Here is a 15331-nt window from a genome sequence, read left to right on the forward strand (position 1 = left end):
CACGGCGTCGTCGCGGTAGATCTGGTGCTCAGCTTCGAAATCGTTTGCATCGGAGGCAGCCCAATGGCGATCCAGAGCCGCTCGAATCTCTTTGTCCTCCATGTCGAACTCCTGATCATCGTCATCGGCGTCAAACTGTGCGCGGCAAGACAGGTCGCGGCGCATTTCCTATTCGCCCGGGCCTGCTGGGTCACGATGCGAAATGTGGATTTTGCGTGCGATACGATCGTGAAGACTCGCGACTATGTCTTCACCGCGTACGGCATGAGGTGGCTGCCAAGATTACATCTTATTGGCTTCGACAGCTTTCCAACCGCCGTCGCTTTGGTTCTGGATGTGCGGCGCCGAAGGTCTCGGCGCGGGGCGGACCATCCATGATGGCCACTCCGCCGATAAATGCGCCTGTGCCTCGGCCATGGCCGCCGTTTCGTCAGGAGCGTCCACTTCCACTATGGCTTCCAAGGTTCGCCGAAGGGTGACAATGTACCGTCGCATTGGATGGTTCTCCCTTTGCGATAGGGTCCGAGGTCATCATAGCAAGCCATCATAGCAAGTCTTCTTGGATTAGCACGCCGCTCGCAGGCCCAATGCTCGCGGAACGGTCGCGCCGCAGGCGCAGCTTCAGCTTGTCTCTGACCGGCGGCCCACAAACAACGCACCAGGAAGGCTATGTCTTGCGCTGTTCGGCCAGAAAACTCGCAATATCGCGCGCGACGTCGGCTTGCATCCGCGCGCGTTCGGACGCGCCTTCGCTCGGTTTTTCATCGCCGTCAGAGGCATCGGCTTTGTCCAGATCGATGGCTGCTTGTTCGCGCAGCGCGGCATAGGCCAGCACTTGCTCGATGCAGCGTTGCCGCTCTGCGTCCATTGCCGTTTTGACCCTAGACTCGGGGTTGTCTTCGCTCATCGTGAACGCCCTTTCAGGCCGTCGGAAAAACCTACTCTAGCATGTAAGTGTTCGAACGGTGGCGTGCCCCGCAGAAAATCGAATTCCTGCCGTTCCAAATCAACAATATCGACTCGGATAAGGCCTGGCGGCGAGACCGCCGGAGGCGGCAAAGGCCGATGCCGACGTAAAGGTGACGATTATCTCGTTCGCCATGCGCGGCTGATGTCGAGGCCAAGGCAACCTTGAACCTTGGCGCGAAAGCCCGCTGTGCCACGCCCGCAAATCCAGCGCTTCCCATGCTGCCGGTTCGACGCTGATGCGGGGCAGGAACCTTCGGCCCCAACTGGACATTTTCCGCGGCAGCTCACGATCCGCACCGGATGGAACCAGATGCCAAAGTTCTTCTTCAGCATCGAAGATGGCTCGTTAGACAAGGCCGACAAGATAGGGACCGATCTGCCAGACGTGGAATCGGTGCGCGGCGAGGCAATTCGAGCCGCGGGCGAAATGCTTGCGGACGCCGACGGAGCCCTTGACGGAGAGGAGTGGAAAATGACGGTGACGGACGAGGCAGGCAAAGTCATCCTGAGACTGCAATTTTCCGCAGTGGGAGGGGAGGACGCTTGAGCCAAGAAGCCGCACGAAACGAAAGCGTTCAGTCAGGCAACCTGCATGGCCTGCTCACAAAGAAACTGCAAAACTTCGACGCGCTTTCGGAAGATGAGACCCGCGCTCTCGACCAAGCTATTAGCGGAACCAGGAGCTTTGCGCCTGATACGGACCTCGTGGCGCTGGGGAGCACGCCGGTTTTCAGCACGCTCCTCGTCGATGGCTGGGCCGCGCGATATAAAACGTTGGAAAACGGCGCCCGGCAGATCTCAGCGGTCCATATTCCTGGCGACTTCGTCGACCTGCACAGCTTTTTGCTGAAGCCGATGGACCACGGCGTTTTGGCCTTATCGGCCTGCCGCGTCGCGATGATCCCGCATGAGAGGTTGCGGGAGATCACCGAAACGCAGCCTCATCTCACGCGCTTACTGTGGTTGAATACGCTCGTCGATGCCGCCATGCATCGCGAATGGCTCGTGGACATGGGGCGGCTACAAACCGTCGTTCATTTGGCCCATCTCCTTTGCGAACTCTATCAGCGGCTTCATGCCGTCGGTCTCATCGCGGGCCAATCCTTCGAGTTTCCGGCGACGCAAGCTTCTGTCGCGGACATACTCGGCCTATCGACCGTTCACGTGAATCGCGCTGTGCAGGACATCCGGGCGCGGGGATTTGTGAGTTGGCAAAATAAGACCGTGACGGTTCTCGATTGGGAAGCGCTCAAGGTTTTTGCGCAATTCGATCCGACCTACTTATACCAGGTCAGGCGGCCCCGATAGTTCCGGCGCTTCCCGCGAGGCAGCGAAGCCGATGGAAAAAAGATCATCAAAAAAATGTAAGCGCGCGAGAAAGCATCGCATCACGACATTTTTCTGCTATGGAAGGGTGGCCATTGCCCATTTTCTAACAATCTTGGCCATGGTCAGGGCCGAGTCAGAGTTTCCTCTCTGCTCGGCCCGTTATTCGCAGGGGGGATTCCGCACAAGATTGCCCGCGGATTCGACACGGCCCTATAGCGCGTCTTCGCTTCGCAGCATTGGGAATTCTGCGCCTAGCCCGAGGCTCGTCGCCGGCATTATCTGACACATCCGCAGCGCGGCGGCGTAGAAGAGCTCGCAACCGGTGGTGTCGGGCGGAGGAAGGCGATGGCGCGCCGCGCGTCGGCCAAATGCACCCCACAAGCATGCGCTGCGTCGGCGGTATCCCTTCAAACATCGGAAGCGGGGATATTGCCATTTGGCGCATCTTGCCATATGCGGGCATAGGGGAAATGCAGACTCCCCATCAGACGGACTCCGTCCAAGCTCTGCGCAACGCTCGAATCGTCGAGGAGTTTGCGCATGGACGAATGCCGCAGTTCAGTTTCACAACCCCTTCCTTACAGCACCGTCATCCTAGCCGTCGCGCTTGCGGCGATACTGGTGCCTGCGCAGGCCCGAGCAGGGTCTTGGTTGTTGGGTTTCTCTCCCGCAGACACGCTCCCGCCGGGAGGGTTTTCCGCTATCGCAGGGACGGGAGGACAGATTTCATCTGTAGGCGATCCGAAACTTACCAGCTTCACCCCGTTTCTCGCTCATGCGGGTGTGCGGGCGGGATTGGCTGACGGCTGGGATATCGGTTATCGCTTGGCAACCGTTGCGCTTCCCTTTTCCAGCGTGGGCCCGTCTCTGGGTAGCGAGATCGACATCAAACATCGGTTCACGCCAAAGGATGCACCTTGGCAGGTCGCATTTGTTGCTGGGGTTGGCTATGCCTTCCTCGACATGCAAAATAACCCACGAAGCGCATGGAGCCCCGGCGCGGATCTGGTAATGAGCCACGCGATCGCGCCGGGTTACACCGCGTTCGCGGACCTGCGTTATGTCTATACATTCATCCCAACGGCAGGGGGCGGCTCCACTGCCAATCATTTCGAAGCATTTGGCCCCGGACTAGGCATCAAGGTCAGGCTGACCGATGTGGTTTCACTCACCCCCGAGGTTGGCGCGTTCGACTTCCAAGGCAAGTTGGCCGGCGAGAAGGCCAATGGATTTGGCGCGCAGTATGGCGCGGTCTTGGGTTTTCGCTTTTAGCGGCCTGATTTACTAACCGGCTGGGCGGTTGGAAACAAATCAACCCAGCCGGAAGCATTCGAAGGTCATCGCGGCGCACCGATACTCGGATGCATATGCGAAGTGGCGCGCCCGAAGAGATTCGAACTCCTGACCCCTAGATTCGTAGTCTAGTGCTCTATCCAGCTGAGCTACGGGCGCGCAGATTCCCAAGGGAAGACGAAAACTTGCCGATCTGACCGGAAGGTGTCGATCCCAGGGATGGACGGCCTCCTTTAGCGGCTCAGGCCGGGCATGGCAACAGGCAGTCGCATCGCCCCTTAGGCCGCCGCCGCAGGACGGCGTTGCGGCAACGTGATTCGGAAGGTCGCGCCGGCGGTTTCGTCGTCGGCCTCCGGCAAAAGTTCGATGCTGCCGCCGTGGGCGCGGACGAGATCGGCGGCGATGGCCAGGCCGAGGCCCGAGCCGCCCGGCCGCGAGGAGCTCGAAAAAGGTGTGAAAAGCTGCGCGCGGACGCTCGGCGGCACGCCCGGCCCGGTGTCGGTGATTTCGAGAATCGCGTCATCGCCGCCGAATTGCGCCGAGACCCTGATCTGTGCCGTCCGGCCGCGCGCCGGCCCGGCACGGTCCAGCGCTTCGACGCCGTTGCGCATCAGATTGACCATCACCCGGAACAGATGCTCCGGGTCCGCCCAAAGACTGAAGCCCGAGGAGACGTCGTTGATGATCGCAATGCGGCCGAGGCCGCTGGGGCAGACGGATTCAGCAGCCTCGTCGACCGCGGCGCGCAGATCGATGAGCCGCGGCTTCGGCGCCTCGTCCGTCGCCCGTCCATAGGTGAGCGTCGCCTGGCAGAAACGGATGGCCCGATCGAGGGTCGCGACGAGCTTCGGCGCGAGGCGCTGCGCCAGCGGATCGGTGACATTGGCGAGCCGGTCGGACAGAAGCTGCGCCGAGGCGAGCATGTTGCGCAGGTCGTGATTGATCTTGGCAACGGCAAGGCCGAGCGCGGCCAGATGCTTCTTCTGCGTCAATTCGCGGACGAGCGTATCCTGCATCGTCGCCAGCGCTTCCTCGGCGCGGCCGATCTCGTGGGTCTGGCCGGACGGAACGATAATCCGATTGGCGTTCTCAGGATCGGCGCCGAATTCGGTGATGTTCGTGGTGAGGCGGCGCATCGGCCGCAGCACCAGAAGATTGAGGATCGTGACGGCGAGGGCCGCGACGATCGCCGAGACGATCATGGAAATCGTCAGAACCCGCGCCGCGACGACGTGCAGCGCGGCTTTCGCCGGACCTTCGTCCATCGTGACTTCGATGGCTTCGCCGCCCATTGGCGCCGCGCCGAATACGGTCAGAACGCGATGGTCGTCGGCGAAATAGGTCCGCCAGGTCGAGGCGAGTTGTTGCAAGAATGTGGCCTGGCGCAGGTCGTAGAATTCATCGACGGCCGGCGGCAGGCTTGCCGCCGCGAGAATCTGCCGCGTCCCATGCGCCTGCAGGACGATGATGCGGGCGCCTACGCTGTCGAGCAATTGCCGCGACAATTGCTCGGAGACCATCGCCCGCGGCGCCGCTTCGAGCACCAGGGTCGCGGTATAGGCGGCGCTGAGACGGTTGCGCAGCCAATTGTCGCGGAAATTGACGACGAGCGGCACGTAGATAATGATTTCCGCTGCCATCACGAAAGCAATGACGGACAAAAGCGTCCGCGTCGCGAGGCCAAACCGAGGCCGTCCGCGCAGGCCCTGCAATTGCGAAGAGCCTTTGCCGGCATCAGGCTGCTGGTTGACGGTTATAAAGTCCCGCATCGCGCCTAGTTTGTACGACGCAGCCAAAAAGGCCGCCTGTACAGAGCTTTGCCGACTTGGGAGGGAGATGCAAGGGCGGCATTTGACGCGGCTTGCGCTAAAGTTGGCGCATTGGCGACGACATCGAGGTCGGCCGCTTTCATGCGCCGGTCTATGGCGACGCTGAAGATGCCGATCAGCTCGCGCGCGCTTGGGCCGACCAAGCCGGCGCCGAGGATCGTGCCAGCGGCATTCGTCACAATCTTGACATGTCCGTCCAGCCTGCCGGAGAGGCGGGCGCGTGTGGTTTCGCCGAGAGTGGCACGCAAGATACCGATCGAGCGATATTTTTCTCGCGCCGCGGCTTCGCTGAGGCCGACGGTGGCCATTTCGGGATCGGTTTCGAGAATGCGGGCAATCGGCGCCATCGAGCCGCTGTGACCGGCAAGATGCCGGGCGACGCGCTCGGCCTGGCCAAGCGCCGACAGGCTCGACTCCGAACCGCCTGCGGCATCGCCAATGGCATAGATGTGGCGATTGCTGGTGCGGCCCTGCGCGTCGGTCAGAATGCCGGAATTTGCATAGGTGACCTGAGCATTCTTCAACCCCAGGCCTTCGACCAGGGGCAGGGGGGGACCGGCGAAGATGATCTGTGCGGCGTCGAAGGGGCTCGCCTGTCCCTTGATATGAAGGCGGACGCCGCCGCCCGCCGGCTCGAGGCCGCCGATTTCGGCATGCGAAAAGAGCCGTAGGCCTTCACGCGCGAGTTGGGTGAGCACGGGGGCAAGGAGTTCAGCGTCTTCGTTTGGCAGGATGGCGCCCTGCTCGAGCAGGGTGACCTGGGTGCCGAGCCGCAGGAAGGCCTGCGCCAAAACCAGCCCCTGAAATGTCGCGCCAACGATGATGAGGCTTTCCGGCGGCCGATCGATCGTCAGCAGATCTTCGAGCAGCAGCGGACGGATCAATTCTTGGCCGGGCAACGCCGCGGGCGCCGGCATGGACCCGGTCGCCAGAATGAAATGCTTGGCCTCGATCGAGCGGCCACCCGCTTCCACCCGCGTCGACCGGCTGAAGCTGCCAAGGCCGCGGACGATCTCGATCTTGAGCGCCGCGAGCGGTCCCGGTGCATAATCGCCGGCGAAATCCTTCATCGCAGCGAGGACATCGGCGCGCAGGCGCACGAAATCGATTTTCGGTGCGGCGCCGCCGACGTGGGCATTGCGGGCCGCGCCCGCCCTTATGGCGGCGCTGCAGAAAGCCTGAACCGGGATCGTCCGTGTCAGATAAGTGCCCCCAAGGGCCCGCTTTTCGACGACGACGACGTTTGCGCCGAGCCGGGCTGCGGCGCGCGCCGCGGCCAGCCCCGCGCCGCCGCCGCCCAGAATGCAGAGATCGCATTGCAATACGTCTGTCATGCGGCTATCCCGCTAGGCTTGCTTGACGGCAACAGGCCCCGGCGGCGACGCTGCCCAGCCTTCCCTAATCTCGACAAAGACTTGCCCGAGACCGTGCCAGTCCGGAACGCGGCGTTGTTTCGAGCCTGTGTCATCGATCCGTTGCCTCACGGTCGTCAAAATGGCACTGGCAACGTTTCGGTCGCAAGTCCCATAAGGGTCGCGGCGCTTTAGGAGCGAAAAATGCAAATCGCTATGGTCGGCTCAGGGTATGTGGGTCTGGTGTCGGGGGCTTGTTTCGCCGATTTCGGTCATAAGGTCTGTTGCATCGACAATGACCCGGCGAAGATCGAGGCGCTGAAGTCCGGCAAGATGCCGATTTATGAGCCGGGGCTCGCCGAATTGGTGATGACCAATGTGCGGCAGAACCGGCTGACCTTTGCCGACAACCTCTCGGCGGTGCGCGAGGCGCAGGCCGTCTTCATCGCCGTCGGCACGCCGTCGCGGCGCGGCGACGGCCATGCCGACCTCACCTATGTCTATCAGGCCGCCCGTGACATTGCGGCGGCGATCGAGGGATTCACCGTCATCGTGACCAAGTCGACCGTGCCGGTCGGCACCGGCGATGACGTCGAGCGGATCATCCGCGAAGTACGCCCCGACGCCGATTTCGCTGTCGTCTCCAATCCCGAGTTTCTGCGCGAAGGTGCGGCGATCGCCGATTTCAAACGCCCCGACCGGATCGTAATCGGCGTCGAGGACAAGCGCGCCGAGGCGGTGATGCGCGAAATTTACCGGCCGCTTTATCTCAATCAGGCGCCGATTCTCGTCACCAACCGGCGCACGTCGGAATTGACCAAATATGCCGCCAATGCGTTTCTCGCGACGAAGATCACGTTCATCAACGAAATCGCGAGTCTCTGCGAGGAAGTCGGCGCCAATGTCCAGGATGTTGCGCGCGGCATCGGCCTCGACAATCGCATCGGTTCGAAATTTCTGCACGCCGGCCCCGGCTACGGCGGCTCCTGCTTCCCGAAGGATACGCAAGCGTTGATCAAGACGGCGCAGGATTATGGTGCGCCGATCCGCATCGTCGAAACCGTCGCGGCCGTCAATGACCAGAGGAAGCGCGCCATGGCGCGCAAGGTGCTTGCCGCTTGCGGCGGCTCGGTGCGCAATAAGACGATCGCCGTGCTTGGGCTCACCTTCAAGCCGAACACCGACGACATGCGCGATTCGCCGGCGATCTCGATCATCACCGCACTTCAAGATGCCGGCGCCAAGGTCAATGCCTTCGACCCCGAAGGGATGGAGCAGGCGCGGCATTATCTGGAAAATTTGAATTACTTCGGCGACCCCTATAGCTGCTGTAAGGACGCGTCGGCGCTCGTCATCGTCACCGAATGGGATGCGTTCCGCGCGCTCGATCTCGGCCGCGTCAAAGAGCTTCTGTCCGAGCCGATCCTGGTCGATCTGCGCAATATTTATACGCCGGACGAAGTCCGCCGCCAGGGTTTCAAATATCTCTCGATCGGACGGCCGGAAGGGCCGTCATCTTTGGCGGCCGAATGAAGTCGAACTCGGCGTAGCGTCTCGTACTTTAGTCGGAGCCCGCGCAGAAGCGCGGGCTCGCCTGTATTTGCGTCCGACTGCTGATAAGCCCATCAGCAGAAAGTCCAATTGTTTCGAGCGTTGAATGCGGCGATGACCGGCCAGACATTGGGTCTGGAGGCCGCAGCAATGAATATGATCACGCGAACCCGGGAACCGGATGCCGCAGTGCTCGCGGGCACCGGGCTCGCCGGCGCGCTAGCGGTGCAGGCCAATCTTCATGCGGCACCGCTCGTCGCTTTGGCGCTTCAGCGCGGCGAGGGTCGGCTCTCCGGCGACGGTGCGCTCGTCGTGCGCACCGGAACACATACCGGCCGTTCGGCGCAGGATAAATTCATTGTCGACGAGCCGGAAACGCGCTCCGACATTTGGTGGGGTAACGTCAACCAGAAGCTTTCGCCTACCAATTTCGCCGTGTTGAGTGACCATGTGCGCGGCTATCTGCAAGGCCAGGTCCTGTTCACGCAAGACCTTTATGCCGGCGCGGCGCCGGAGCATCGCCTGCGTGTGCGGCTCGTCACCACCAATGCGTGGCATGCGCTGTTCGCCCGCAATATGTTTATCCGTCCGCCCGCGGACGAACTGGAGACCTTCGCGCCGGACTATGTGATTTTGCATGCGCCAGACCTCGCGGTCGATCCGGACCGCTGCGGCTTGCGCTCGGCGACCGCCGTCGCTTTGTCCTTTGCCCAAAAGCTGATCGTCATTTCCGGCACCCAATATGCAGGGGAGATCAAGAAGGCGATTTTCACCGTCATGAATTGGCTGCTGCCGGCGAAGGGCGTGTTGCCGATGCATTGTTCCGCCAATATCGGCCCCGCAGGAGATACGGCCTTGTTTTTTGGCCTCTCCGGCACGGGCAAGACGACGTTGTCGTCCGACGCCGAGCGTCGGCTTATCGGCGACGACGAACATGCCTGGTCGCCGGACGGCGTTTTCAATTTCGAGGGCGGTTGCTACGCCAAAGTCATTAACCTGCGGCAAGAGGCGGAGCCTGAAATTTGGGCAGCCTCGCACCGTTTCGGCACCGTGCTTGAAAATGTGCCGGTCGATCCTGACGGCGGGATCGATCTCGACGACGATTCACTGACGCCCAATACGCGCGCCTGCTATCCGCTCGACTTCATCGCCAATGCCGAGCCGAGCGGGCAGGGCGCCGCGCCGCGCGACGTCGTGATGCTGACGGCCGATGCTTTCGGTGTCATGCCGCCGCTGGCGCGGCTGACGCCGACGCAGGCCATGGTTCATTTCCTTTCAGGCTATACGGCGCGTGTCGCCGGCACCGAAAAGGGCCTCGGCAAGGAGCCTTCGGCGACCTTCAGCGCCTGTTTCGGCGCGCCGTTCCTGCCGCGCCCTCCCGAGGTCTATGGCCGGCTTCTGATGCGCTATTTGTCCGAGCAGAAGGCGCAAGTCTGGCTCGTTAATACCGGCTGGACCGGCGGCCCCTATGGCGTCGGCAAGCGCATTTCAATCGCTCACACGCGTACGCTGTTGCGCGCCGCACTCAGCGGCGGGCTCGATCAAGTCGCATTCCGCGTCGAACCTTATTTCGGCTTGCATGTGCCGCTGCATGTGCCGGGCGTTCCGGACGGCTTGCTCGATCCGTCGCAGACTTGGCCGAGCGCCAAAGCCTATGCCGCGCAGGCGCGCCATCTCGCCCGCTTGTTTGAAGAGAATTTTTCCAGATTTGCCGGTGCGTTCGCGGCGGAATTGGGTGCGCAGGAGAAGCCCGTCCATGCGTGACTATCAATCTGTCGGCGGTCTCAAGGTCGCCAAGATGCTCTATGATTTCCTCGCCGCCGAGGCGCTCCCCGGCACCGGTGTCAGCGTCGGCGCCTTCTGGACGGGCTTTGAAAAACTCGTCAGTGAATTCGCGCCGCAGATCGCCGCCCAATTGCAAATTCGCGATGCTCTGCAAGACAAGATCGATGCCTATCATGTCGGCCATCGCGGCCGGCCGTTCGATCAATCCGATTACGAGCATTTTCTGCGCGAGATCGGCTATCTCGTGCCTGAGCCGCCGGATTTTTCGATTGCAACCGAAAATGTCGATGACGAGATTGCGCTGGTGCCGGGGCCGCAATTGGTCGTGCCGGCATCGAACGCCCGTTATGCGCTCAACGCCGCCAATGCCCGCTGGGGTTCGCTCTACGAAGCGCTCTACAGCACTGACGCGATTTCCTCCGCCGACGGCGGCGCGCGCGGCAAGGGCTATAACAAGATCCGCGGCGCCCGTGTCGTCGCCTGGGGCCGCGAATTTCTCGACGCGGCCGTGCCGCTCGCCGGCGCGAGCCACAGCGCCGTCGAGGCTTATCGCGTCGAAGGCGGCAAGCTCCAGGCCCGCCTGGCTGATGGAACGAAAGTCGGCTTGAGAAATCCGGCGCAGTTGCGCGCCTATCGCGGCGAGGCGGGCGCGCCCGGCGCGATCCTCTTGCGAAATAACGGCCTGCATATCGAGATCGTCATCGATCGTGCGAACCGCATCGGCGCCGACGATCCGGCGGGCGTTGCCGACATCGTCATCGAAGCCGCATTGACGGCGATCATGGACCTCGAAGACAGCGTCGCTGCCGTCGACGCAAGCGACAAGATTGGCCTCTATCGCAATCTGCTTGGCCTCATGCAGGGCACGATCTCAACCACGGTGGAGAAGAACGGCAAGGAGATCGAACGCCGGCTCGCCGAAGATCGCCTCTACGTCCGGCCGGACGGTACGCCGTTGGCGCTCTCCGGCCGCAGTCTGATGCTCATCCGCAATGTCGGCCATCACATGATGACCGATGCGGTGCTCGCGAACGGCGCTGAAATCCCGGAAACCTTGCTCGATGCGGCCGTGACGGCGCTGATCGCAATCCATGATCTGCACAAGACCGGCCGGCGTAACAGCGCCAAAAGGTCGGTCTATATCGTCAAGCCAAAGATGCATGGGCCGGCAGAAGTCGCGCTTGCCGACCGGCTTTTCACGGCGGTCGAGGATGTTCTCGGCCTGCCGCGCTTCACGCTCAAAATGGGCATTATGGACGAGGAGCGGCGTACCAGCGCCAATCTTAAGGCGGCGATCAAGGCGGCTGCCAATCGCGTGGTCTTCATCAACACCGGTTTCCTCGATCGCACCGGCGACGAGATCCATACATCGATGGAAGCCGGGCCGATGATCCGCAAAGAAGAGATGAAGAAAACGAAATGGATCGCGGCTTATGAAGATTTGAATGTCGATGTCGGCCTGCGCTGCGGTCTGCCGGGCCGGGCGCAGATCGGCAAGGGCATGTGGGCCATGCCGGATAGCATGGCGGGCATGCTGGTCGACAAGATTCCGCATCTGACCTCGGGCGCGAACACTGCCTGGGTGCCGTCGCCGACGGCGGCGGTGTTGCATGCGACGCATTATCACCGCATCGATGTCTTCAAGCGACAGAAGGAGTTGCGCGCCCGGCCATCGGCGAAGCTCTCCGATCTTTTGACCATTCCGATCTCGCGTGGAAACTTCGCGCCGGATGAGGTGCAGGAAGAGCTCGACAACAATTGCCAGGGCATTCTGGGCTATGTCGTGCGCTGGATCGATCAGGGGATTGGCTGCTCGAAAGTCCTCGACATCCACGACGTCGCGCGGATGGAAGATCGCGCCACCTTGCGCATATCAAGCCAGCATATCGCCAACTGGCTGCACCATGGCATTGTCAGTGAGACGCAGGTCTCCAATACGCTGAAGCGCATGGCGGCGATCGTCGATCGGCAAAACGACGGCGACGCGGCCTACCGACCGATGGCGCCCGGCTTCGACGGCCCGGCTTTCAAGGCGGCGGAAGACCTGATCTTCAAGGGCCGGGTGCAGCCCAACGGCTATACCGAATGGATTCTGCACGCACGCCGGCGCGAGGCGAAGGACCAGGCGGCCTGACGCTACTCGGCCGCATCTTCCACGAGCTTAGGCTCTCCCTCGATACGGCTGTCGATCGCGACTGACAGAAGCCAGATCGCCAAGCCGCCGAGCGCCAGCGCGAAGCCGACCCAGCCGGTCGCGGTCCAGCCGAAGCCGGCGCCAATCGCCATGCCACCGAGCCAAGGCCCGATCGCATTGGCGGTGTTGAAGGCAGAATGGTTGAGCGCCGCCGGCAGCGCCTGAGCCTCGCCGGAAATATCCATCAGCCGCGTTTGCAAGACGGTCGCAAGCGCGCCGCCGCAGCCGATCAGAAAGACGTCGACGCTGACCGCCCAGATATTCTGCGCGGCGAAAGCATAGAGGGCGAGCATCGCCGCGGTCCAGACGAGCAGCGCACCGGCGGTCGGCATCAGGGCGCGATCGGCGAAAAGCGGCACGACCAGATTGCCCGCTGTGAGGCCGAGGCCGAAGGCGCAGAGCACGAGCGGCAGATAGAGGCTCGAGACGTGCGTCACGTCGGCGAGCGTCGAGGCAAGATAGGTGTAGACGGCGAAAAGGCCGCCGAAACCAATGGCGCCGATCGCTAGCGTCAGCCAGACTTGCGGCCGTTTCAGCGCGCCGAGTTCGCGTAGCGGACTTGCTGCCGTGTCCGGCTCATCATAAGGCGTGAGCACGGCGACGAGCAGCAATGCAGTGACGCCGAGCAGCGCGACGGCGCCAAAACTCCAGCGCCAGCCGATCTCCTGCCCGAGCCAGTTCGCCGCTGGTACACCGATGACCGTCGCCGCGGTGAGACCGAGGAAAATCTGGCCGATCGCCCGGGTGCGCTTATTCGCCGGGACGAGCGATGAGGCCAGCATGGCGGCGATGCCGAAATAGGCGCCATGCGGCAGGCCGCTTAGGAAACGGAAGACCACCAGCCAGCCATAGCTCGGGGCCAGTCCCGCGAGTGCATTGCCGAGCGCGAAAACGCCCATCAGGATAATGAGCAGGGTCCGCCGGGCCATCCGCGCGGCAAGCACGGCAATGATCGGCGCGCCGACAACGACGCCCAGGGCATAGGCGCTGATCGCATGGCCGGCCGTCGGCGCATCCACGGCGAGGTCTTTGGCGAAATAGGGAAGCAGGCTCATCGTCGCAAATTCGGTGACGCCGATTGCAAAGCCACCCATAGCCAAAGCGAAAATGACGAGGCTCGGCCAGGGTTGTGGCGCGTCTTTCACAGTCAACCGGATCACTCCATTGCGATATCTGCTTCTCCTCCCTTCGATAGCGCTTTGCGCCTTGTGACTCGCGCGGAAGATGGCGACCGCCAGCCGAGCCGGCAAGATTGGGCGGCCGCTTTTGTCGGCGTTTCAGATCACCGATCCGTGAGAGGCGTCTCTGGTCGGTCGCCGCCCCGTCGTCCGGAACGCCGGCCGCAATGTCGTCCATGTCTGCGACCGTAATCTGCGGCCGTAAATAAGCCTCAGGGCTGGCCGCTGCCGCCAGCGGCGCCATAGACTTGTCCGGTCGCATAGCTCGCATCGTCCGCGGCGAGCTGCACGTAGATCGATGCCAGTTCCGCGGGTTGGCCGGCGCGGCCAAGCGGCGTGTGGCCGCCGAAACGCTCAAGACGGTCCATTGTCGTGCCGCCGGAGACTTGCAGGGGCGTCCAAATGGGGCCCGGCGCGACGCCGTTGACGCGGATCCCCTTCGGCCCAAGCTGTTTCGCCAGCGATTTCACATAATTCATCGTCGCCGCTTTGGTCTGCGCATAATCATAGAGCTGCGGTGAAGGATCGTAGGCTTGTTCCGACGTCGTCGCGATGATTACCGCGCCCGGCCGTAAATGCGGGAGCGCCGCCTTAAGGATCCAGAACGGCGCATAAATGTTTGTCTTCATCGTCGCATCGAAATCCTCGGACGAAATGTCGAGAATCGATTCGCGCGCCTGCTGGCGCCCGGCATTGCTCACGATAATATCGAGTCCGCCGAGGCCGCGCAGCGCATTTTCGACAAGCCTCCCACAAAAGGCTTCGTCGCGCAGGTCTCCAGGAAGCGCAAGGCCGACGCGCCCCGCATCCTTGATGAGGCGGACGACGTCTTGCGCATCCTCCTCCTCGCTCGGGAAATAATTGATCGCAACGTCAGCGCCCTCGCGCGCGTAGGCGATCGCCGCGGCGCGGCCCATGCCGGAATCACCCCCTGTGATCAAGGCTTTGCGGCCCAGCAGACGTCCCGATCCACGATAGCTCGTCTCGCCATGATCCGGCGGTGGATCCATTTTGCAAGCAAGACCCGGCCAAGATTGCGCCTGCTTCTTGTAAGGCGGCTTAGGATATTTGCGCGTCGGGTCGTTGAGCGGCAGGATCTCTGCGTTCTTGACGTGCTCGTTCATATTGGCCTCATCGGTGTGGGCCAACAACGCCGGAGTGCCTTTTGAGTTGCGTGATGGGTTAGGCGCGACGGGCCGTTCCCCGCGCCAGCGTCGAGCTGGGAGCCTGCGGCCGACGCCGTTGTTCTCCTGATCCGATACAAGATACCAATGGGTTCATTCGGTTCGCAACGGCATCGGATAAGGCGGCCAGCTGATCAATAAGCGACTCATGATGCAAGCGGAGAGCACCGCAGCGATACTGAAAGGCAACACGATTTCGACGGCGAACCACGGGGTCGGGTGCAAAAGCGCGGGATACATCGCCAGCGCGACGCCGGGCGGGTGGAAGATTCGCAATGAGGGCAGCATGATCATAGCGCCGAGTGCCGCCAACACCGCGACGTTGGGACCAAAACCGAACAATAAGCTCAATAGCGTCCCCATCGCTGCTCCGGTGACGGATCCGCACACGACCGGCAAAGGTTGGGCGATCGAAACCTCGGGCAGATAAGCCAGGATCGCCAACGTTGCCGCGAATGGAGGTATGAGAAAAATCGCTCCCGAAACGTGAATGGATGTGAAGCTGACGAGTAAAGCGCCCATCCACAAAGACCGGGGCATAGTAAGACCGTGCGAGGTGCCCCAGGATTTGAATAGGCAGGCTAGCATCTGAGCTCCAGACTTCATTTCCGCTCGCAGAGCGCTGATCAGACGGAAGAGCATTTTCATCACGCCGAGAGTCACCGAG

Annotated in this window: 12 protein-coding genes, 1 tRNA gene and 1 pseudogene; 6 read left to right on the forward strand and 8 right to left on the reverse strand. The window is 62.2% G+C overall.

The window, feature by feature from the left end; all coding sequences use genetic code 11:
- Together Q0025_RS00005 and Q0025_RS00010 are read right to left on the reverse strand one after the other, a co-directional pair.
- Window positions 1–102: pseudogene (locus Q0025_RS00005) on the reverse strand (nuclear transport factor 2 family protein); the annotation flags it as partial.
- A 565-nt stretch (window positions 103–667) separates the two neighbouring features.
- Window positions 668–907 carry a hypothetical protein gene (locus Q0025_RS00010; protein WP_297294942.1) on the reverse strand — a complete coding sequence of 80 codons (240 nt, stop codon included), beginning with the start codon at window positions 905–907 and terminating at the stop codon, window positions 668–670.
- Window positions 908–1279: 372 nt separating this feature from the next.
- Between Q0025_RS00010 and Q0025_RS00015 the strand changes: the two genes are divergently transcribed.
- From Q0025_RS00015 to Q0025_RS00025, 3 genes are all read left to right on the forward strand, one after another.
- A complete protein-coding gene (locus Q0025_RS00015; protein WP_297294943.1) occupies window positions 1280–1516 on the forward strand; it encodes a hypothetical protein in 237 nt (78 codons plus the stop codon).
- Window positions 1435–2277, forward strand: a complete 843-nt coding sequence (locus Q0025_RS00020) for a Crp/Fnr family transcriptional regulator (RefSeq protein WP_297294944.1) — start codon at window positions 1435–1437, stop codon at window positions 2275–2277. Before Q0025_RS00015 ends, Q0025_RS00020 begins: the two co-directional genes overlap by 82 nt.
- Before the next feature lie 561 nt (window positions 2278–2838).
- Window positions 2839–3570, forward strand: a complete 732-nt coding sequence (locus Q0025_RS00025) for a hypothetical protein (RefSeq protein ID WP_297294945.1) — start codon at window positions 2839–2841, stop codon at window positions 3568–3570.
- A gap of 103 nt (window positions 3571–3673) precedes the next feature.
- Here Q0025_RS00025 and Q0025_RS00030 read toward each other — a convergent pair.
- The 3 genes from Q0025_RS00030 to Q0025_RS00040 form a co-directional block, all read right to left on the reverse strand.
- Window positions 3674–3750: transfer RNA gene (locus Q0025_RS00030), tRNA-Arg, on the reverse strand.
- A gap of 119 nt (window positions 3751–3869) precedes the next feature.
- On the reverse strand, window positions 3870–5360 hold the full coding sequence (locus Q0025_RS00035; RefSeq protein WP_297294946.1) for a HAMP domain-containing sensor histidine kinase: 1491 nt from the start codon (window positions 5358–5360) through the stop codon (window positions 3870–3872).
- Window positions 5361–5365: 5 nt separating this feature from the next.
- Window positions 5366–6754 (reverse strand): NAD(P)/FAD-dependent oxidoreductase, encoded by a 1389-nt coding sequence (locus Q0025_RS00040; protein WP_297294947.1) that lies wholly within the window; start codon window positions 6752–6754, stop codon window positions 5366–5368.
- Window positions 6755–6976: 222 nt separating this feature from the next.
- Here Q0025_RS00040 and Q0025_RS00045 point away from each other — a divergent pair, with 222 nt between their 5' ends.
- From Q0025_RS00045 to Q0025_RS00055, 3 genes are all read left to right on the forward strand, one after another.
- Window positions 6977–8305 carry a UDP-glucose/GDP-mannose dehydrogenase family protein gene (locus Q0025_RS00045; protein WP_297294948.1) on the forward strand — a complete coding sequence of 443 codons (1329 nt, stop codon included), beginning with the start codon at window positions 6977–6979 and terminating at the stop codon, window positions 8303–8305.
- Between the two features lie 168 nt (window positions 8306–8473).
- Complete coding sequence (gene pckA / locus Q0025_RS00050; RefSeq protein ID WP_297294949.1) at window positions 8474–10087, forward strand: phosphoenolpyruvate carboxykinase (ATP); 1614 nt, start codon at window positions 8474–8476, stop codon at window positions 10085–10087.
- Window positions 10080–12242, forward strand: a complete 2163-nt coding sequence (locus Q0025_RS00055) for a malate synthase G (RefSeq protein WP_297294950.1) — start codon at window positions 10080–10082, stop codon at window positions 12240–12242. Before pckA ends, Q0025_RS00055 begins: the two co-directional genes overlap by 8 nt.
- Window positions 12243–12244: 2 nt before the next feature.
- Here the strand turns inward: Q0025_RS00055 and Q0025_RS00060 are convergent, their stop codons facing one another.
- The 3 genes from Q0025_RS00060 to Q0025_RS00070 form a co-directional block, all read right to left on the reverse strand.
- On the reverse strand, window positions 12245–13396 hold the full coding sequence (locus tag Q0025_RS00060) for an MFS transporter (RefSeq protein WP_366939369.1): 1152 nt from the start codon (window positions 13394–13396) through the stop codon (window positions 12245–12247).
- A 296-nt stretch (window positions 13397–13692) separates the two neighbouring features.
- On the reverse strand, window positions 13693–14604 hold the full coding sequence (locus Q0025_RS00065) for an SDR family oxidoreductase (RefSeq protein WP_297294952.1): 912 nt from the start codon (window positions 14602–14604) through the stop codon (window positions 13693–13695).
- 153 nt (window positions 14605–14757) lie between these two features.
- Window positions 14758–15327: an HPP family protein gene (locus tag Q0025_RS00070; RefSeq protein ID WP_297294953.1), complete on the reverse strand. Its 570-nt coding sequence runs from the start codon at window positions 15325–15327 to the stop codon at window positions 14758–14760.
- Window positions 15328–15331 lie beyond the last annotated feature (4 nt).

The organism is uncultured Methylovirgula sp. (genome assembly GCF_947646745.1).
Lineage (GTDB): Bacteria > Pseudomonadota > Alphaproteobacteria > Rhizobiales > Beijerinckiaceae > Methylovirgula.

Coding starts and splice junctions, on each gene's coding strand:
- Q0025_RS00010 (WP_297294942.1), bottom strand. CDS start 907: ATGAGCGAAGACAACCCCGAGTCTAGGGTCAAAACGGCAATGGACGCA.
- Q0025_RS00045 (WP_297294948.1), top strand. CDS start 6,977: ATGCAAATCGCTATGGTCGGCTCAGGGTATGTGGGTCTGGTGTCGGGG.
- pckA (WP_297294949.1), top strand. CDS start 8,474: ATGAATATGATCACGCGAACCCGGGAACCGGATGCCGCAGTGCTCGCG.
- Q0025_RS00065 (WP_297294952.1), bottom strand. CDS start 14,604: ATGAACGAGCACGTCAAGAACGCAGAGATCCTGCCGCTCAACGACCCG.
- Q0025_RS00055 (WP_297294950.1), top strand. CDS start 10,080: ATGCGTGACTATCAATCTGTCGGCGGTCTCAAGGTCGCCAAGATGCTC.
- Q0025_RS00035 (WP_297294946.1), bottom strand. CDS start 5,360: ATGCGGGACTTTATAACCGTCAACCAGCAGCCTGATGCCGGCAAAGGC.
- Q0025_RS00060 (WP_366939369.1), bottom strand. CDS start 13,396: ATGGGTGGCTTTGCAATCGGCGTCACCGAATTTGCGACGATGAGCCTG.
- Q0025_RS00025 (WP_297294945.1), top strand. CDS start 2,839: ATGGACGAATGCCGCAGTTCAGTTTCACAACCCCTTCCTTACAGCACC.
- Q0025_RS00040 (WP_297294947.1), bottom strand. CDS start 6,754: ATGACAGACGTATTGCAATGCGATCTCTGCATTCTGGGCGGCGGCGGC.
- Q0025_RS00015 (WP_297294943.1), top strand. CDS start 1,280: ATGCCAAAGTTCTTCTTCAGCATCGAAGATGGCTCGTTAGACAAGGCC.